Here is a 19,093-nt window from a genome sequence, read left to right on the forward strand (position 1 = left end):
AAGGGTGCTTTAGGCAGGACACCAGTGAGCGAGTACGACGGCGTGGATCTCTTCATCGCTGGGCGCTTTCGAGAAGTGCTCGAGCGTGAATCGATCCTCGCGTTTGACCAGGTAATGCCCGGCTTTATGAAAGACGTGGGTCGGGCCAAGTAACAGAAGATCACCCGGGGAGGCGGGAGCGAAATCCGTGTTGGCCCCAGGCGTCGTCATGACACAGGGCGCTTTCCAGTCGATTTTTAGCGGCAGATGCGGGGGCGGCGTCAGCGTGGTGGCTTGCACTTGCTCCCAGGGAAGGGGGCCCTGGTGAGTCAGCGTCAGCAAGGGAGGCGCGCTATCGCCTTCCAGTAAGGTCGCCAGCGAGCAATCCAGCGCGTCGGCCAGCGCCACCAGGCGCTCATGACCGATTTGCTTGATCGCGCCCGACTCCCAATACGAAATAGTCACATCCGACACGCCAACTTTTCGAGCAAGCGCAGCTTTATTAAGCTTTACCCGCTGTCGAAGCTGTTTGATACGTGAGCCTAGCGATTCCATTGTAGTTTCCCATTGATGAGCCAAACAAACTCGTTTGAATTACTTCCATTGTCGCCAATGGCGTACTTTACACGCTGAAAAACAGGGTTTTTTCAGCATGGTCGTGCATCATAGGTATTGCGCTAGAAATAGCAAAGATACCTGGGCCTTGGTCGCTATATCCTTAGCAACTTTTGTTAGGACGCTTTTTGGCCGAAGATGTTCCCCGGCCAGGCTGTTGGATACGCAATCGGCGCGTATAATGGCGCCACTTAGCTGTTAAAAAGGATACCTGCATGACCGTACGTACGCGCATCGCGCCTTCACCCACCGGCGACCCCCACGTCGGCACGGCCTATATCGCGCTTTTCAATCTGTGCTTTGCGCGCAAGCTAGGCGGCGAATTCATTTTGCGTATCGAAGATACCGACCGCGTGCGCTCCACGGCGGAATCCGAGCAAATGATTCTGGATTCGCTTCGCTGGCTGGGTATCGAGTGGGAAGAAGGCCCGGATGTAGGCGGCCCCCACGGCCCTTACCGGCAAAGCGAGCGCGGCGATATCTACGCGCGCCACGCCGAAAAGCTCATCGCGGCCGGTCACGCGTTCAAATGCTACCGCACCAGTGAAGAGTTGGACGAGCTGCGCGAGGCGCGTAAGGAAGCCGGTCTTCACCTGGCGCTCAAGCCCGCTGACCTGGCCCTCGATGAAGAGGAGCACAGCCGCCGTGAAGCCGAGAACTGGCCGTTTGTGGTGCGCATGAATGTGCCCAGTGACGGCGTTTGCGTGGTGGACGACATGCTGCGCGGGCGTATCGAGGTCGAATGGGCCCAGGTGGATGCGCAGATCCTGATGAAGTCCGACGGGATGCCGACCTACCACCTGGCCAACGTGGTGGACGATCACCTAATGGGGATCACCCACGTGCTGCGCGGCGAAGAGTGGATCAACTCGGCCCCCAAGCATCAGCTGCTTTATGAGTACTTTGGCTGGGACATGCCCACGCTTTGCCACATGCCGCTGCTGCGCAACCCGGATAAATCGAAGCTCTCCAAACGCAAGAACCCGACCTCGATCAACTACTACCGTCGCATGGGCTTTTTGCCCCAGGCCGTGACCAACTACCTGGGCCGCATGGGTTGGTCGATGCCCGACGAACGCGAAAAGTTCAGCCTGACCGAAATGGTCGAGTCCTTCGATATTCAGCGGGTGTCGCTGGGCGGGCCGGTGTTCGATCTGGAGAAGCTCACCTGGCTCAACGGCGTCTATATTCGCGAAGACCTGGACGACGATGCGCTTTTGAAGGCGCTGCGCGAATGGGCGTTCAACGAAGAGTACGTGAAGCAGATCCTGCCCCAGGTACGCACAAGGGTGGAAACGCTCTCCCAGGTGGCGCCGTTGGCCGGCCACTTTTTCTCCGGGTTGCCCAACCTGAAAGAGGAAGACTTCGAAAGTGTGAAGCTCGAGCGCGAAGAGCTGGTGAAGCTTTTGCAGTTTTTGGTCTGGCGTTTCGAAGGCGTAGCCGCCTGGAACAAGGAAGCACTGCTGGCCGAGGTTCAAATGCTGGCCGGTGCGTTCGAGCTCAAGATGAAGGCGTTTCTGGCGCCGGTGTTCATCGCGATTACCGGCACCAGTGCCAGTACCTCGGTCATGGACGCGATGGCGATTCTTGGCTCTGACGTAACGCGGGCACGGCTTCGTCACGCCATCGAGGTGCTGGGCGGTGTTTCGAAAAAGCAGGCGAAGCGCTTTGAAAAAGAGTTTCGCGCGCTGTAGTCAAGCCTGAGTCGTTCGGTAATAGCGAAAGAGCAGAATCGGCCTGGTAGGGAAGGGCGCCGGTATCTACAGGTAGAAATCGGCGCTTTTCTGGTTGACGAAGGCGAGTCTAATCAGTACTATACGCAGCGTCTTCACGACACGTGGGGCCTTAGCTCAGCTGGGAGAGCGCGACACTGGCAGTGTCGAGGTCAGCGGTTCGATCCCGCTAGGCTCCACCAATTTAAAGCGCACGCTTGTGATGTTTTTGTCCCATTCGTCTAGTGGTCCAGGACACCGCCCTTTCACGGCGGTAACAGGGGTTCGAACCCCCTATGGGACGCCACATCATCCTCTGAAGTACCTTCCTGCTTAATGTCTTTTATATCGTAACCCTATGATGGGTTGGCGAGAATTTTCGACGTCTGAATTCCGTTTTCAGGGCCAATTTTTTGCTTTTTTATGCTTGACTTGTCCACTTTTGCATTGGCGGAGGTGGGGTTGTGCACAAGGCATCGCTAATTGCCCAAAAAATCAGCGCTTTAACTTTTAACTATATAAATCAGCAACTTACGTTAGATCAAAAAATAACCAATTTAAAGAAAAGCCAGTGTTCATGGCGATTCCGGGACGTTTTATGGTGGTTGTAAACAGGGTTATCCACAGATAGTGTGGAAAACGCGATTCCCTTCCCACCGGGGTAAATTGTCAAGGTCAAAATGGTCGCAGCAGAGCGTTTTTTTGCCTATAAAAGCCACCTGCTTATAGCGTTTTATGCAGCGCAAGCGAAGCGGGCGGTAACCGCATCGGGAAAGCATTCAAAGAGCAAGCCTTATGGGTGAAGCGCGGCCCCTGAGAGGGCGAAGAAGGGGGTTGGTCGAACTGTGTACTGTCCAACGTAAAAAGGCCGCCCTGGGGCGGCCTTTTGGCGTTACGACGGCGCGTTACTTCTTGCTGGGGTAGTCGCGCTTCTCGTGGCCGGTATAAAGCTGACGCGGACGGCCGATCTTGTAGCTTTCGCTGAGCATTTCGTTCCAGTGCGAGATCCAGCCGATGGTGCGCGAAACGGCAAAGATCACGGTGAACATGTTGGTGGGGATGCCCATCGCTTTCAAAATGATGCCCGAGTAGAAATCGACGTTCGGGTAAAGCTTACGCTCGATGAAGTACTCGTCTTCCAGCGCGATCTGCTCGAGGCGCTTGGCGATCTTGAGCTGCGGGTCGTCGGCCATGCCGAGCTCCGCCAGTACTTCGTCGCAGCTCTCTTTCATGACCTTGGCGCGCGGGTCGAAGTTGCGATAGACGCGGTGGCCAAAGCCCATCAGCTTGAACGGGTCTTCCTTGTCTTTCGCCTTGTCGACGAAACGCTGGATGTTCTCTTCGGAGTCGTCGCCTATCTCGTCGAGCATGGCCAGTACGGCTTCGTTCGCGCCGCCGTGGGCCGGGCCCCAAAGTGCGGCGATGCCTGCGCTGATACACGCAAACGGGTTGGCGCCGGTAGAGCCTGCCAGGCGGACCGTCGAGGTCGAGGCGTTCTGCTCATGATCGGCGTGAAGCATGAAGATCCGGTCCATGGCCTTGGCGTAAACCGGGTTGATCTTGTACTCCTCGCACGGGTTGCTGAACATCATGTAGAGGAAGTTCTCTGCATAGCTCAGGTCGTTACGCGGGTAGTTGAACGGCTGACCGACGTTGTACTTGTGCGACATTGCCGCCAGCGTCGGCATTTTCGCGATCAGGCGGATAGCGCTGATGTGGCGGTCTTCTTCCTGGGTGATGTCCATGTGGTCGTGGTAGAACGCCGCAAGGCCGCCTACTACACCGCAAAGAATCGACATCGGGTGCGCGTCGCGGCGGAAACCCTTGAAGAAGTTGTTGATCTGGTCGTGAACCATGGTGTGGTTACGAATACGTGTTTCGAACTCCGCGTACTGCTCGTCGGTCGGCAGTTCGCCGAACAGCAGGGTATAGCAAACTTCTACGAAGTTGGACTCTTTGGCTAGCTGGTCGATAGGGTAGCCACGGTGTAGCAACATGCCCTGGCCGCCATCGATATAGGTGATGGCCGATTGGCAAGAGGAGGTGGCCATAAAGCCAGGGTCGTAGGTGAAAAGGCCTTCGGCACCCAGGCCGCGTACGTCGATAACGTCGGGGCCTAGTGTGCCGGAATACATGGGTAGCTCGATCGGTTTATCGAGACCGTCTACCGTCAAGGTCGCTTTCCTGTCAGCCATGAAGGCCTCCTTTCGAATTCGGTTTGGGACGTTAAGTCGTTATTTCGCATACCGCGCCGGCGAAAAGGCTCGCCTACTATAGAAGGGTGCGACTTTTTGTCAATTAGCCTTAATAGGGGCAAATGTTATACAAAATTTATTATCTGATAGTTATTTTGTCTAATATTTTTAATAGGGAGAAGAAATTAGTGTGAACACGTACTAGAATGAAACCGTTAACAGGCTTATTAAGCCTGCTGCCTTTCAAACACTATAACCATGCTGCAACGCAAAATCGACTCCACCCAAGGGCAATTTTTTTGCTCCATAGTAGAGTTAGGCCTGTGTTCGGTTTGTAAGCGGGGGCGAAGGTTCTTATAATTCACCGCGCGCGACCGGCACATAGGTGGTCGTGCCCGACTTGGCAACGGCCGAGCCCCTTCCAGCAACCACTGCCCGCTCGGGGTAAGCCCGAACCTCCACAGAGTGGGCCAAAAGAGTGTGTATAAAGCCGTGAATAGCAAACGACCCGTAAATTTAGACCTTTCGACGATACATTTCCCACTGCCGGCCCTGACCTCGATTACTCACCGTATTACGGGTGTTATCCTGTTCGTCGGCCTGATTTTCGCCTTCTGGGCGTTGGGAAAATCCCTCTCCTCACCGGCTGGCTTCGATGCCGTTCGCGACGCATTAGCCACCAATATTCTGGCCAAGTTCATCGCCTGGGGCCTGTTGTCAGCGTTGGCCTTCCATTTCGTAGCTGGTGTTAAACATTTGCTCATGGATGCCGATATTGGTGTCACTTTGGAAGGTAGCGTGCAAAAAGCACAGATCACCGTGGTAGTGAGCGCCGTTCTGATCATTTTGGCAGGAGTCTGGGTATGGTAACCAACATCACGAGTTTCGGCCGTAGCGGCTTGTCCGACTGGCTAATGCAGCGCGTCTCTGCCGTCATTCTGGCCATTTATACGCTGTTCATCGTTGGCTACCTGCTGTTCAACCCGGGCCTCGATTACTACACCTGGAGCGGGCTTTTTAACCAGATCTGGATGCGGATCTTCTCGCTTTTGGCCTTTATCTCTATCGCCGCACACGCCTGGATTGGCCTTTGGACAGTCACGACCGACTACCTCAAGTCCACTCGTCTGCGTGTCGGTGCCCAGGCCGTTATCATTTTGGCCATCTTTGTCTACCTGGTCTGGGGCATTCAAATTCTGTGGGGAGCTTAATCCATGTCTAACCTTCGTAGCCTGACGTTTGACGCCATTATCATTGGTGGCGGTGGCTCTGGCCTGCGCGCTGCTCTGGAACTTGCCAAATCCGGTAAGAAGACAGCGGTTCTTTCGAAAGTGTTCCCGACTCGCTCGCACACCGTGTCTGCCCAGGGCGGCATTACCTGCGCGATCGCCTCTTCCGACCCGGATGACGATTGGCGCTGGCACATGTACGACACCGTCAAGGGGGGCGACTATATCGCCGACCAGGACGCCGCCGAGTACATGTGTTCCGAAGGCCCGAAAGCAGTGTTCGAACTCGAACACATGGGGCTTCCGTTCTCGCGTACTGATCAAGGCCGTATCTATCAGCGCCCGTTCGGCGGCCAGTCGAAAAACTTCGGCGAAGGCGGCCAAGCGGCACGTACCTGCGCTGCGGCCGACCGTACCGGTCACGCGCTGCTGCACACGCTTTATCAGAACAACCTCAAGAACAACACCACGTTCTTGAACGAGTGGTACGCGGTCGATCTGGTCAAGAACGCCGAAGGCGACGTCGTGGGTTGTATCGCCATGTGCATCGAAACCGGCGAAGTCGTTCACGTTAAATCCAAGGCCACGGTACTCGCGACCGGCGGCGCGGGTCGTATCTATGCTTCGACCACCAACGCCTTGATCAATACCGGTGACGGTATCGGCATGGCGCTGCGTGCGGGCTTCCCCATGCAGGACATGGAGATGTGGCAGTTCCACCCCACCGGCATCTACGGAGCGGGTACGCTGGTCACCGAAGGGTGTCGTGGCGAAGGTGGTTACCTGGTCAACAAGGACGGCGAGCGCTTCATGGAGCGTTACGCGCCCAACGCGAAAGATCTGGCGGGTCGCGATGTCGTCGCACGTTCCATGGTCATGGAAATCCTCGAAGGCCGCGGCTGTGGCGATAAAGAAGACCACGTCTTCCTGAAGCTCGACCACCTGGGCGAAGAAGTACTGGGCAAGCGCCTGCCGGGTATCGTGGAGCTTTCCAAGACCTTCGCACACGTCGACCCGGCCAAGGACCCGATCCCGGTCGTGCCGACCTGCCACTACATGATGGGCGGTATCCCCACCAACGTTCACGGCCAGGCGATTACTCAGGACGAAAACGGCAACGACCATATCGTCAACGGCCTGTTTGCCTGTGGTGAAGCGGCCTGCGTATCGGTACACGGCGCTAATCGTCTGGGCGGCAACTCCTTGCTCGACCTGGTGGTCTTCGGCCGCGCGGCGGGCATGTTCATCGAAGGCGCGCTGAACGAAGGTATCGAGTACCTGGACGCTACCGAGTCCGACATCGAAACCGCCATGAAGCGTATTACGCGCTGGAACGAATCCGAAGGCGGCGAGAGCATTCCGGAGCTTAAAGCCGAGCTTCAGGACATCATGCAGAACTCCTTCGGCGTGTTCCGTAAAGAAGACAATATGCAGGAAGGCGTTCAGAGGCTTTCTGAGCTGCGCAAGCGTATTGCCAACGCGCACTTGCCGGACAAGTCCAACGCGTTCAACACGGCGCGTGTCGAAGCGCTCGAGCTCGACAACCTGATGGAAGTGGCTGAAGCAACGGCGATTGCTGCCCTCGAGCGTAAAGAGAGCCGTGGTGCCCACTCGCGCTATGATTATCCAGACCGTGATGATGTCAACTGGCTGAAGCACTCGCTCTACTTCCCGCTCACCAAGGAGCTCAAGCAGCGCGACGTCAATTTCAAGCCGAAAACCGTTGATACGTTCGAGCCGAAGGTTCGTACTTACTAATTTTGCGCTGAACCAGTCTTCGCACTGACGAGGGAGTCACTATGTCCAATCTTCAGGTATCGATATACCGCTACAACCCGGAAACCGACTCCGCGCCGTACATGCAGGAGTTTCAGGTCGACACGAAAGACCGTGACCTGATGGTCCTCGACGTTCTGCATATCATGAAAGAGCAGGACAGCGGCCTGGCGTTTCGCCGCAGCTGCCGTGAAGGCGTATGCGGTTCCGACGGCATGAACATGAACGGCAAAAACGGTCTTGCGTGCATTACGCCGCTTTCCGATGTGGTCAAAAACGGTAAGCTGACCCTGCGTCCGCTGCCGGGCCTGCCGGTCATCCGCGACATGGTCGTGGATATGGGTATCTTCTATAAGCAGTACGAGCGCATCGAGCCGTACCTGCAAAACGATACCACGCCGCCCGCCATCGAGCGTTTGCAGTCGCCGGAAGACCGCGACAAGCTCGACGGCCTGTACGAGTGCATTCTGTGTGCGTGCTGCTCGACCTCGTGCCCGTCGTTTTGGTGGAATCCGGACAAGTTCGTTGGCCCGGCAGGACTGTTGCAGTCCTACCGCTTTTTGGCGGATACCCGCGATACCGCGACCCGCGAGCGTCTGACGGACCTGGAAGACCCGTTCTCCGTGTTCCGCTGCCGTGGCATCATGAACTGCGTGGCGGTGTGCCCCAAAGGGCTCAACCCGACCCGCGCGATCGGTAAAATTCGTGAAATGTTGCTGGCTGACGCCACGTAACCGTTTAATCTTTTAGAAAAAAGCAAGTGAAGTGCCGGTTGTCGTACAAAGCTACTTAAATACCGGCGCTTCGCTTGTTATCATGGTATATATCATGTGGTGCGACGCCGCGTCGCAGTATCAATCAGCCACGTTTAAAAGCCGGTGCCCTTGTACCGGCTTTTGAGCATGAACTGAAAGCGAATTGCTAGATATCGAACCACGTGAAGGTTCCCGGCCTGTGCCGGTGCCGCCGGCTAACGTTTCGCCCCGCCGGCAGGGCAACAGCGATGTCGCTGCATTTTGCAGTGATGCCGATACCACCCCATCAGTGTAGGGTGACCGAGAGATGCAACAAGGCATAATGGAGTTGATGTGGCGTTCCTCTCACGTTAGTGGCGGCAATGTTCACTACGTGGAAGCGCTTTACGAGCAGTACCTCGACGATCCCGATTCTGTCACCGACGAATGGCGCCGTTATTTTGACGAGCTGCGTAAGTCCGATGACAGTGCCTCCCAGGATGTTCCACTTAGCCCCATCCGTGATCAGTTCTACCAGCTAGGGCGCGAAAACCGCCCGGCCCAGGGCGCTGCCCAGGCAAGCGGTGGTGAGAACAAAAAGCAGGTCAAAGTCCTGCAATTGATCAACGCGTACCGCTTTCGTGGCCATCAAAAGGCGAATATCGACCCGCTGGGTCTGCGTAATCCTACCCCCATTCCGGATCTTGATCTGTCCTTTCACCAGCTTTCAAAAGCGGATCTCGATACCGAATTTCAAACCGGCTCTTTCTTTCTGGGCATCGACAAGGCCCCGCTTCGGGATATCGTCGAAGCGCTGGAGCAGACCTACTGTCGCTCCATCGGCTGCGAGATCATGCACATTGTCGATACCGAAGAGAAGCGCTGGTTGCAGCGTCGCTTCGAGTCGGTAAGAAGCGCGCCCAAATTCAGTGACGACGTGCGCAAGCACGTGCTCGAACGCCTGACCGCGGCGGAAGGCCTGGAGAACTACCTGGCCTCCAAGTACCCGGGCACCAAGCGTTTCGGCCTGGAAGGCGGCGAAACCTTCGTACCCATGATGGACGAGCTGATTCAGCGCGCCGGTGGTTACGGTACCAAGGAAGTCGTCATCGGTATGGCCCACCGCGGGCGCTTGAACCTGCTGGTCAATATCCTGGGTAAAAACCCGGCGGATTTGATCGACGAGTTCGATGGCAAGAAAGTCATCGAGCGCGGCTCCGGCGACGTCAAATACCACCAGGGCTTTAGCTCGAACGTCATGTCCCCCGGCGGTGAAGTCCACCTGGCCATGTCGTTCAACCCGTCGCACCTGGAAATCGTAGCGCCGGTGGTCGAAGGGTCGGTTCGCGCACGCCAGGACCGCCGCCAGGATGAAGACGGCAGCAAAGTACTGCCGATCAACGTACACGGCGACGCGGCCTTTGCAGGCCAGGGTGTGGTGATGGAGACATTCCAGATGTCTCAAACCCGCGCCTACAAGACCGGCGGCACGGTCCATATCGTGATCAATAACCAGGTGGGTTTCACGACCTCTCACCCGGAAGACGCCCGCTCGACCGAATACTGTACCGATATCGCCAAGATGGTTCAGGCGCCGATTTTCCACGTCAACGGCGATGACCCGGACGCGGTGATTCACGCAACGCAAGTGGCGCTGGACTATCGTCAGCAGTTCAAGAAAGACGTCGTGATCGACCTGGTGTGCTACCGCCGCCGCGGCCACAACGAAGCGGACGAGCCCTCCGGCACCCAGCCGATGATGTACGCCAAGATCAAGGATCACGCCTCCTCGCGCACGCTCTACGCGCAGCGCCTGGTCGAGCAGAGCGTACTCTCGGAAGACGATGCCAAGGCAATGGTCGAAACCTACCGCGACGATCTGGTCGCCGGTAACCACGTTGCCAACGCGCTGGTGCAGGAGCCCAACAAGTCGCTGTTCGTCGACTGGGCGCCGTATCTGGGCCACGAGTGGTCCGGCGACACGGATACCTCCATCGACATGAAGCGCCTTCAGCAGCTGGCGGCCAGGATGTGCGAGATCCCGGACGGGATCGACGTGCAGCGCCAGGTCGGCAAGATCTACGAAGACCGCCGCAAGATGCAGGCGGGCGGTATGGGCGTGAATTGGGGCTTTGCCGAGACGCTGGCCTACGCAACGCTAGTGGATCAGAACCATCCGATCCGTATTACCGGCCAGGACGTAGGCCGCGGCACCTTCTCGCACCGTCACGCCGTGATTCACAACCAGAAAGACGGCAGCACCTACGTGCCGCTGCAAAATATCAAGGACGGCCAGCCGCGCTTCACCATTCACGACTCGATCCTCTCGGAAGAAGCCGTGTTGGCCTTCGAGTACGGCTACTCGACCACCGCGCCCAACGATTTGGTCATTTGGGAAGCCCAGTTCGGCGACTTCTTCAACGGCGCCCAGGTGGTGGTGGATCAGTTCATCTCCTCTGGCGAGACCAAATGGGGAAGGCTTTGTGGTCTGACCATGCTGCTTCCCCACGGCTACGAAGGTCAGGGGCCCGAGCACTCCTCGGCGCGTCTGGAGCGGTTTTTGCAAATGTGCGCCGAGCACAACATGCAGGTGTGCGTACCGACCACGCCGGCGCAGATTTTCCATCTGCTGCGCCGTCAGGTCATTCGCCCGCTACGCAAGCCGTTGATCGTCATGACGCCCAAGTCGCTACTGCGCCATAAAGAGGCGGTATCGAGCCTTGAAGATCTGGCCGAAGGCAAGTTCCACATGGTGCTGCCGGACCAGGCGGATCGCCCGGCGGAGGAGGTGAAGCGGGTCATCATGTGTGCCGGCAAGGTCTATTACGATCTCGCCAACTGGCGTGCTGAAAACGAGCGCAACGATACGGCGATCATCCGTCTGGAACAGCTCTACCCGTTCCCGAAGGACGAGCTTCTGGAAGTGCTCGAGACGTATCCCAATCTGGAAGACATCGTCTGGTGCCAGGAAGAGCCGATGAACCAGGGCGCCTGGTACCCCAGCCAGCACCACATGCGGATTGCGGCGGATACGCTCAAAAACGGCTTTGGCCGCGAATTGAAATTTGCAGGACGTCCGGCCTCTGCGGCTCCCGCGGCAGGCTACATGTCCGTTCATACAGAACAGCAGCGCCAGCTGGTGGAAGACGCTTTTAATTTATAAGCGCCACCGGGTTTAGAGAACCTATTAAGGGAAATGACATGGCTACTGATATCAAAGCGCCAACCTTTCCGGAATCCGTTGCCGAAGGCACGGTAGCCGCGTGGCACAAGAAGCCGGGTGACAGCGTTGAGCGTGACGAGCTGATTGTTGAAATTGAAACCGACAAGGTGGTGCTCGAGGTCGTGGCACCAGAAGCCGGTACGCTCTCCGAAGTAATGGCTGAAGAAGGCGACACCGTCGAGTCCGAGCAGGTACTGGGCAAGATCGGCGAAGCAAGCGGCGGCGGCAAGACTGAAGAGAAAGCCGAAAAGTCCGAGAAAGAGGACGGCGGCGACGCTAAAGACGACGGCGCCAAGCAAGACGACAAGAAAGAAGAGAAGAAAGCCGGCGGCGGTAAGCAGCACGATGTTAAAGCGCCGAGCTTCCCGGAATCCGTTCAGGAAGGCACCGTGGCCACCTGGCACAAGAAAGTCGGCGAAGCGGTCAAGCGCGATGAAGTGCTGGCCGACATCGAAACCGACAAGGTCGTGCTGGAAGTCGTGGCACCCGCCGATGGCGCGCTTGCCGAAATCAAGGCCGAAGAGGGCAGCCAGGTCGAGTCCGAAGCCGTACTGGCGATCTTCTCCGAAGGCGGCGGTAGCGACAGCGGCGCAAGCGAAAGCAAAGGCGATGACAGCGCCGATAGCACCAGCGACGATGAAGGCGCCGACGAGAAAGTAGGCGACAAGATCGTGGCCCCGGCGGCGCGCAAGATGATCGCCGAAAACGACCTGGACGTTGCCAAGATCGAAGGCACCGGCAAGGGCGGCCGTGTTCTGAAAGAAGACGTTCAGAAGGCCGTGAAAGACGGCAGCGCCAAGAAAACCGCCAAGTCCTCCGCGCCGGCAGCGAAGAAAGCCGCTGCAGCCCCGGCCGCCGCCGAAGGCGAGCGCGCCGAGAAGCGCGTACCGATGACGCGCCTGCGCAAGACCATCGCCAAGCGTCTGGTCGAAGCGCAGCAAACCGCCGCCATGCTGACCACCTACAACGAGGTGGACATGGGCGCGGTCATGAACCTGCGCGCACAGTACAAGGACACCTTCCAAAAGGCCCACGACGTCAAGCTCGGCTTCATGGGCTTCTTCGTCAAGGCCGCCGCCGAGGCGCTCAAGCGCTTCCCGGATGTCAACGCCTCGATTGACGGTGACGAGATCGTCTACCACGGTTACCAGGATATCGGCGTTGCCGTGTCCACCGACCGCGGTCTGGTCGTACCGGTACTGCGTGACACCGACGCCATGAAGATCGCCGATGTCGAGAAAGGCATCGTCGACTTCGGCAAGCGGGCCCGCGATGGCAAGCTCGGCATCGACGAAATGCAGGGCGGTACCTTCACCATCACCAACGGCGGTATTTTCGGCTCGCTGCTTTCCACGCCGATCATCAACCCGCCGCAAACGGCCATTCTGGGTATGCACAAGATCCAGGAGCGCCCGATGGCGGTCAACGGCAAGGTCGAGGTTCGCCCGATGATGTACCTGGCGCTCTCCTACGATCACCGCATGATCGACGGTAAAGACGCGGTTCAGTTCCTGGTCACCATCAAGGAACTGCTGGAAGACCCGGCGCGCCTACTGCTGGACGTGTAACGATGCCCGCGGCCAAGGGCTGACCCTGGCCGCGTGATCGGGTGAGAGAACCTTGAGTTCGAGCGTTTTTATGTTATCGCACACGGCCCTTTGTCCATGATTTGATCGACGCGTATGCATTGATCCAGACAAAGCGTCACCAAGCGGAAGGAGCCAACATGGCTGACAAGTTTGATGTAATCGTTATCGGTGCCGGCCCCGGCGGCTACGTCGCTGCCATTCGCGCGGCCCAGCTCGGGCTGAACGTTGCCTGTGTCGAGAAGTGGATTGGCAAGGAAGGCAACGTGGTACACGGCGGCACCTGCCTGAACGTGGGTTGTATCCCGTCCAAGGCGCTGCTGGAAGCCTCGCACAAGTATGTCGAAGCCAAGCACGACTTCGACGACCTGGGTATCCAGGCAAGCGATGTCAGCATGGACATCACCAAGATGATGTCGCGTAAAGACACCATCGTTAAGAACCTGACCGGCGGCATCTCAGGCCTTTTCAAGGCCAACGGCGTCACCGCGATCGACGGTACCGGTAAAGTCGTAGGTAACAAGCAGGTCGAAGTCACCGATCTCGACGGCAACGCGACCAAGTACGAAGCCGAGAACATCGTGATCGCGGCGGGCTCGGTACCGGTTGAAATTCCGCCCACGCCGCTGACCGAAGACCTGGTCGTCGACTCTACCGGCGCGCTTGAATTCAAGGAAGCGCCGAAGCGTTTGGGCGTGATTGGCGCCGGCGTTATCGGGCTCGAGCTGGGTAGCGTTTGGAACCGCCTGGGGTCTGAAGTCACCGTGCTCGAAGCGATGGACGATTTCTTGCCGATGGTCGACACGACCGTTGCCAAGGACACCCAGAAGCTTCTCAAAAAGCAGGGCCTGGACATCAAACTCGGCGCCCGCGTGACCGGCTCCGAAGTGAAAGACAATGAAGTCGTCGTCAAGTACACCGACGGCGAAGGCGAGCAGGAAATCACCTTCGATAAGCTGATCGTCTGCGTTGGCCGCCGCCCGTACACCAAGGGTGTGATCGCCGACGACGTCAGCATCGAGCTCGACGAGCGTGGCTTCATCTTCGTCGACGACCAGTGCCGCACCAACGTGCCGGGCGTTTACGCGATCGGCGACTGCGTACGCGGTCAGATGCTGGCGCACAAGGCCTCGGAAGAGGGCATCATGGTGGCGGACATCATCGCCGGCCACAAAGCCGAGATGAACTATGACGCCATTCCCTGCGTGATCTACACTGCCCCGGAAGTGGCCTGGGTCGGTATGACCGAGCAGGACGCCAAGGCCAAGGGCATCGAAGTCAAAACCGGTACTTTCCCGTTTGCCGCCAGCGGCCGCGCCATGGCGAACAACGCCACCGAAGGTAGCGCGAAAGTCATCGCCGATGCAGAAACCGATCGCATCCTGGGTGTTCACATCGTTGGCCAGCATGCCGGCGAGCTGATCGCTCAGGCCGTGATCGCGATGGAGTTCGGCTCCAGCGCCGAAGATCTGGCGCTGACCTGCTATGCCCACCCCACCATGTCCGAGGCGGTTCACGAAGCCGCACTGGCCGTGGACGGGCACGCCATCCACATGGCGAACCGTAAAAAACGTAAGTAATTCTAGTAACGACCAGGCGCCACCTTCCGGTGGCGCAACGCTATCAGCCCGGCTTGCCGAGCTGATAGCACGGGGACAGCCGGTGCTCGGCACCGGTTGTCGTTCGAGTCACATGCAACCAATGGCATGAATCGATGAACCTTCACGAGTATCAAGGCAAGCAGCTGTTTGCTGATTATGGTCTGCCGGTGTCCAAGGGCTTTGCCGTGGACACGCCAGAAGAAGCGGTAGAAGCGTGCAAAAAAATCGGCGGCGAGATGTGGGTAGTCAAAGCCCAGGTCCACGCGGGCGGCCGCGGTAAAGCGGGCGGCGTGAAGCTGATCAAGGACCCCCAGGAAGCGAAGGCCTTCGCCGAGCAGTGGCTGGGCAAGAACCTGGTCACCTACCAGACTGACGAAAAAGGTCAGCCGGTTGCCAAGATTCTGGTCGAGAACTGCACCGATATCGCCGATGAGCTTTATCTGGGCGCCGTCGTCGACCGTACCAGCCGTCGCGTGGTCTTCATGGCCTCGACCGAAGGTGGTGTAGACATCGAAACGGTCGCCGAAGAGACACCGGAAAAGATTCTGAAAGCCGAGATCGACCCGCTGGTCGGCGCACAGCCCTACCAGGCGCGCGAACTCGCTTTCAAACTGGGCCTCAAGGGCGACCAGATCAAGCAGTTCACCAAGATCTTCCTGGGGCTTTCCAAGCTGTTCCACGACAAGGATCTGGCGCTTCTGGAAATCAACCCGCTGGTCATCACCGATGAAGGCAACCTGCACTGCCTCGACGCCAAACTGGGCCTCGACAGCAATGCGTTGTACCGTCATCCGGACCTGCAGGCGATGCGTGATCCGAGCCAGGAAGACCAGCGCGAAGCGGATGCTGCCAAGTGGGAGCTCAACTACGTAGCCCTCGACGGCAACATCGGCTGCATGGTCAACGGCGCGGGCCTGGCCATGGGTACCATGGACATCGTCAACCTGTCTGGCGGTAAGCCGGCCAACTTCCTGGACGTAGGCGGCGGCGCGACCAAAGAGCGCGTGGCAGAAGCGTTCAAGATCATTTTGTCCGACGACAACGTGAAGGCCGTGCTGGTCAACATCTTCGGCGGTATCGTGCGCTGCGACATGATCGCCGAAGGCATCATTGGTGCCGTCGAGCAGGTCGGTGTCAACGTGCCGGTCGTTGTGCGTCTGGAAGGTAACAACGCCGAGCTGGGTGCCGAGAAACTGGCGTCCAGCGGTCTGAACATCATCGCTGCCACCAGCCTGAGCGACGCGGCTCAGCAGGTTGTCAAAGCAGCGGAGGGCAAGTAATGAGTATCCTGATCGATAAGAACACCAAGGTCATCTGCCAAGGGTTCACCGGTGGCCAGGGCACGTTCCACTCCGAGCAGGCGATTGCCTACGGCACGCAAATGGTCGGCGGTGTAACGCCGGGCAAAGGCGGCCAGACGCACCTGGGCCTGCCGGTGTTCAACACCGTAGCGGAAGCAGTCGAGCAAACCGGCGCCGAAGCCAGCGTCATCTACGTACCGGCTGCGTTTTGTAAAGACTCCATCCTTGAAGCCGCCAACGCCGGCATCAAGCTGATCGTCTGCATCACCGAAGGTATCGCCACACTCGACATGCTCGACGCGAAAGTAAAATGCGACGAGCTCGGCGTTCGCCTGATCGGCCCGAACTGCCCCGGCGTCATCACGCCTGGCGAAACCAAGATCGGCATCATGCCGGGCCATATCCACCAGCCGGGCCGTGTCGGCATCGTATCCCGTTCGGGTACGTTGACCTATGAAGCGGTCAAGCAGACCACCGACCACGGCTTCGGCCAGTCGACCTGTGTCGGCATCGGTGGTGACCCGATCCCGGGCTCCAACTTCATCGACATCCTCGAGATGTTCGAGAAGGACCCGAAGACCGAAGCGATCGTCATGATCGGCGAGATCGGCGGCACCGCGGAAGAAGAAGCGGCGGCGTACATCAAGGACAACGTCTCCAAGCCGGTCGTTGCCTACATCGCAGGCGTTACCGCCCCTCCTGGCAAGCGTATGGGCCACGCGGGTGCGATCATCTCCGGCGGTAAAGGCACGGCGGACGACAAGTTCGGCGCTCTCGAAGCGGCGGGTGTCAAAACCGTACGTTCGCTGGCCGAAATCGGCGACGCGCTGAAAGAAGCCACCGGCTGGTAAGTCAGGCCGGTCGAGGTAGGCGCTTGTCGGTAGGAAAGCGCAAAAAGGGCACCTGCGGGTGCCCTTTTTTGTATCTGTGTTTTGTAAAACTTAGCCGCGGCGTTGCAGGCAGCGTGAGCCGAGCACGACGAACACCGGGGCCCCCACGGCCAAATAAAGGTGGTAGCTCACCAGCCGCCAGACCAGTACCGCCGCGGCGACCTGCTCCGGCGCCATCAGCGGCAGTAAAAGCGTGCCCACGCCAAGCTCCGCCGCCCCGGCACCGCCGGGCAGAAAGCTCAGCTGGCTGGCCGCCATGGCCAGCATCTGCACCAGAAATGTCCAGAGCCACTCCGCCTGCCCGCCCACACCCAGCACCGCCATGTACAAAAGGCTATAACGCAGTACCCAGTGCAGCGCGGTGAGCAGCAGTATCGCGGCAAGCGTTCGCCCGGGCAGGTGTAGTGTGACCCGCAGCGCGTGACGACAGCGCAGCAGCCGCCGAATGAGCCAGCGCCTTTTAACGGCGTTGGGCCGCGCCGCCGGGCGCAGGCGTAAAAGCCTGGGCAGATAAACGATGGTCAGCGCCACGCTCACCAGTAACGCGCCAAGGGCGAGCAGGGCGGCCTGAATAAGCCCCTGGTGGGGCCAATCGACGATACCGGTCAGCGTGGCGGCCACCGCCACACCCAGCATGGTCAGAAAGAAAAGCGAGTCGCACCCCTGATCGATCAGAAACATCGCCGTGCCCCTGGCCGGGGGCACACCGCGCTTTGCCAGAAGCGCCAGCATCGTAACCGGGCCGCCGCTGCCGCCCGGGGTAGCGCACAGCGCGAACTTGGCGGCAAGCTCGATACCCAGCGCGCCCGCCTGATTAGGCGCGCCTGGGTGAGCGCCGAGCATCAGCCGAAGCCTGAGCGCGTTCAGGTTCCAGCAGACAGCGGCCGTTGCCACCATGAGCGCCAAAAGCCCCAGCGGGAACGCCTGTACATGGCCAAGCGCGGCCCGCCCGCCGGCAAGCGATGTCAGCAGTAGCGGTGTGATGAGTGCGATGAGCAGCAGCACCGCGTGCAACGGACGCGGTCGCCATCGGGATTTACCTTGTATGAATGCGGGGGCGGGCATGGGCCGGCTCGCTTTGATGTAGCGCTCGATAGTGCTCGTATAATTGGTGGATCACTACATCCCAGCCGAAGCGACGCTCGACGTAGTGGCGCGCGTAGCGCCCGCTGGCGGCGATGTCGTTATCGAACAGCGCGCTGCAGGCCTGAGCCATGGCGGCGGGGTCGAGTGGCGGGCACAGCACGCCGCCGCCCAAGGGCACGTTCTCGATCAGGGCGCCGGCGCGGGCGCCGATGACCGGCAGGCCACTGGCCATCGCCTCCTGGGCAATCAACCCAAAGGTTTCCCGCGTACCGGCGTGGAGCAGGGCGTCGCTGCTGGCAAGCGCGGCGGCCACCTCGTGCACGCCGCAGCAGCGGCTGACTGCGGTGACATTGTCCGGCACGCGGGTAGGCATCCCGGGGCCCATCAGCAGCAGGTGGTAGTCCGGCCCCAAGCGTTTCATGGTGGCCAGCAGCACGTCGATGTTCTTCTCCCGGGAGTAGCGGCCGACGAAAATGAGCAGGCGCTTGTTCTCATTGATGCCCAAGCGTTGGCGAAAGTGCGGGTCGAAGTGGTCGGGATGAAACCGCTCGAGATCTACCCCCAATGGCTGCACGTGCACGTTCTCTACACCCCACTGCGTGAGGCGGTCGGCCATGGCCTGGCAAGGGGCGAGCACGCTGTCAAAGCGGCGGTAGAGGTCGGCCACGTAGCGGATCAAGCGGCGCTCGACACGCCGCCCGAAGCGGTCGCCCATCAGTCGCGGCAAATCCGAGTGGTAAAACCCGACCACCGGCACGCCCAAGCGCTGACCAGCGCCCAGCGCGGCCCAGGCGGTCACGTAGGGGTCGCCGGCCTCGATGATGTCCGGCGCTAGTTCGATCAGCGCATCCCGCCAGGGCGCGCCGCGTAGCGGAAACCGGTAACCCTGACCCAGCGGAAGGCGCAGGGCAGGCAGCGTATGGTGCTCGCCCAGGCTATCGCGCTCGGCGCCGGGTACCAGCAGGCTACAGCGGGCACCGGCTTTTTGTAGTACGCGGTGTTTGGCTTGCAGGTAGGTGCGCACGCCGCCGCTGGCCGGGGCGTGAAACATGGTGATATCGGCAATATGCAAGGTCGTCTCCGCGCCACACAAGGGTCATTCATCACCATAGCCAACGAATAAGTCAGTTATGCGACAGGGCGGCTATGCTTTGGGCGCCGCAAAC

The 19,093-nt window shown here is 59.1% G+C and carries 14 protein-coding genes and 2 tRNA genes; 12 read left to right on the plus strand and 4 right to left on the minus strand.

Translation table 11 applies throughout. The annotated features are described in order from the left end of the window. Positions 1 to 9: 9 nt before the first annotated feature. Positions 10 to 534 (minus strand): helix-turn-helix domain-containing protein, encoded by a 525-nt coding sequence (locus ACWHXT_RS04935; RefSeq protein WP_447895464.1) that lies wholly within the window; start codon positions 532 to 534, stop codon positions 10 to 12. Positions 535 to 809: 275 nt separating this feature from the next. Between ACWHXT_RS04935 and gltX the strand changes: the two genes are divergently transcribed. From gltX to ACWHXT_RS04950, 3 genes are all read left to right on the plus strand, one after another. Beyond that, positions 810 to 2,288, plus strand: a complete 1,479-nt coding sequence (gene gltX / locus ACWHXT_RS04940; protein WP_447957476.1) for a glutamate--tRNA ligase — start codon at positions 810 to 812, stop codon at positions 2,286 to 2,288. A gap of 145 nt (positions 2,289 to 2,433) precedes the next feature. Further along, positions 2,434 to 2,509 (plus strand) — tRNA-Ala (locus ACWHXT_RS04945). 28 nt (positions 2,510 to 2,537) lie between these two features. Further along, a tRNA-Glu gene (locus ACWHXT_RS04950) sits at positions 2,538 to 2,613 on the plus strand. A gap of 598 nt (positions 2,614 to 3,211) precedes the next feature. On the opposite strand, the gene gltA is transcribed toward ACWHXT_RS04950, so the two are convergent. Then, positions 3,212 to 4,501: a citrate synthase gene (gene gltA, locus ACWHXT_RS04955; protein WP_447928417.1), complete on the minus strand. Its 1,290-nt coding sequence runs from the start codon at positions 4,499 to 4,501 to the stop codon at positions 3,212 to 3,214. Positions 4,502 to 4,993: 492 nt separating this feature from the next. Between gltA and sdhC the strand changes: the two genes are divergently transcribed. The 9 genes from sdhC (at position 4,994) to sucD (ending at position 16,802) form a co-directional block, all read left to right on the plus strand. After that, complete coding sequence (gene sdhC, locus ACWHXT_RS04960) at positions 4,994 to 5,371, plus strand: succinate dehydrogenase, cytochrome b556 subunit (RefSeq protein WP_447928418.1); 378 nt, start codon at positions 4,994 to 4,996, stop codon at positions 5,369 to 5,371. Then, the gene (sdhD, locus tag ACWHXT_RS04965) at positions 5,365 to 5,712 is read left to right on the plus strand and encodes a succinate dehydrogenase, hydrophobic membrane anchor protein (RefSeq protein ID WP_447528132.1); all 348 of its coding nucleotides are present in this window, start codon (positions 5,365 to 5,367) and stop codon (positions 5,710 to 5,712) included. Before sdhC ends, sdhD begins: the two co-directional genes overlap by 7 nt. Positions 5,713 to 5,715: 3 nt before the next feature. Continuing rightward, on the plus strand, positions 5,716 to 7,488 hold the full coding sequence (gene sdhA, locus ACWHXT_RS04970) for a succinate dehydrogenase flavoprotein subunit (RefSeq protein ID WP_447957477.1): 1,773 nt from the start codon (positions 5,716 to 5,718) through the stop codon (positions 7,486 to 7,488). A 41-nt stretch (positions 7,489 to 7,529) separates the two neighbouring features. Beyond that, complete coding sequence (locus tag ACWHXT_RS04975) at positions 7,530 to 8,240, plus strand: succinate dehydrogenase iron-sulfur subunit (RefSeq protein ID WP_447528134.1); 711 nt, start codon at positions 7,530 to 7,532, stop codon at positions 8,238 to 8,240. 328 nt (positions 8,241 to 8,568) lie between these two features. Next, positions 8,569 to 11,403: a 2-oxoglutarate dehydrogenase E1 component gene (locus ACWHXT_RS04980; RefSeq protein WP_447957478.1), complete on the plus strand. Its 2,835-nt coding sequence runs from the start codon at positions 8,569 to 8,571 to the stop codon at positions 11,401 to 11,403. A 38-nt stretch (positions 11,404 to 11,441) separates the two neighbouring features. Then, positions 11,442 to 13,031, plus strand: coding sequence for a 2-oxoglutarate dehydrogenase complex dihydrolipoyllysine-residue succinyltransferase (gene odhB / locus ACWHXT_RS04985; RefSeq protein ID WP_447957479.1), 1,590 nt, complete (start codon positions 11,442 to 11,444; stop codon positions 13,029 to 13,031). 158 nt (positions 13,032 to 13,189) lie between these two features. Continuing rightward, positions 13,190 to 14,629, plus strand: coding sequence for a dihydrolipoyl dehydrogenase (gene lpdA, locus ACWHXT_RS04990; protein ID WP_447928423.1), 1,440 nt, complete (start codon positions 13,190 to 13,192; stop codon positions 14,627 to 14,629). Between the two features lie 134 nt (positions 14,630 to 14,763). Further along, positions 14,764 to 15,930: an ADP-forming succinate--CoA ligase subunit beta gene (gene sucC / locus ACWHXT_RS04995; RefSeq protein ID WP_447528138.1), complete on the plus strand. Its 1,167-nt coding sequence runs from the start codon at positions 14,764 to 14,766 to the stop codon at positions 15,928 to 15,930. Next, positions 15,930 to 16,802, plus strand: a complete 873-nt coding sequence (gene sucD, locus ACWHXT_RS05000) for a succinate--CoA ligase subunit alpha (RefSeq protein ID WP_447528139.1) — start codon at positions 15,930 to 15,932, stop codon at positions 16,800 to 16,802. Before sucC ends, sucD begins: the two co-directional genes overlap by 1 nt. Before the next feature lie 90 nt (positions 16,803 to 16,892). Here the strand turns inward: sucD and ACWHXT_RS05005 are convergent, their stop codons facing one another. After that, positions 16,893 to 17,906 carry a lysylphosphatidylglycerol synthase transmembrane domain-containing protein gene (locus tag ACWHXT_RS05005; protein ID WP_447957480.1) on the minus strand — a complete coding sequence of 338 codons (1,014 nt, stop codon included), beginning with the start codon at positions 17,904 to 17,906 and terminating at the stop codon, positions 16,893 to 16,895. Beyond that, positions 17,878 to 18,999, minus strand: coding sequence for a glycosyltransferase (locus ACWHXT_RS05010; RefSeq protein ID WP_447957481.1), 1,122 nt, complete (start codon positions 18,997 to 18,999; stop codon positions 17,878 to 17,880). The genes ACWHXT_RS05005 and ACWHXT_RS05010 overlap by 29 nt, the downstream gene beginning before the upstream one ends. Between the last annotated feature and the right edge of the window lie 94 nt (positions 19,000 to 19,093).

Source organism: Vreelandella halophytica, assembly GCF_968193635.1.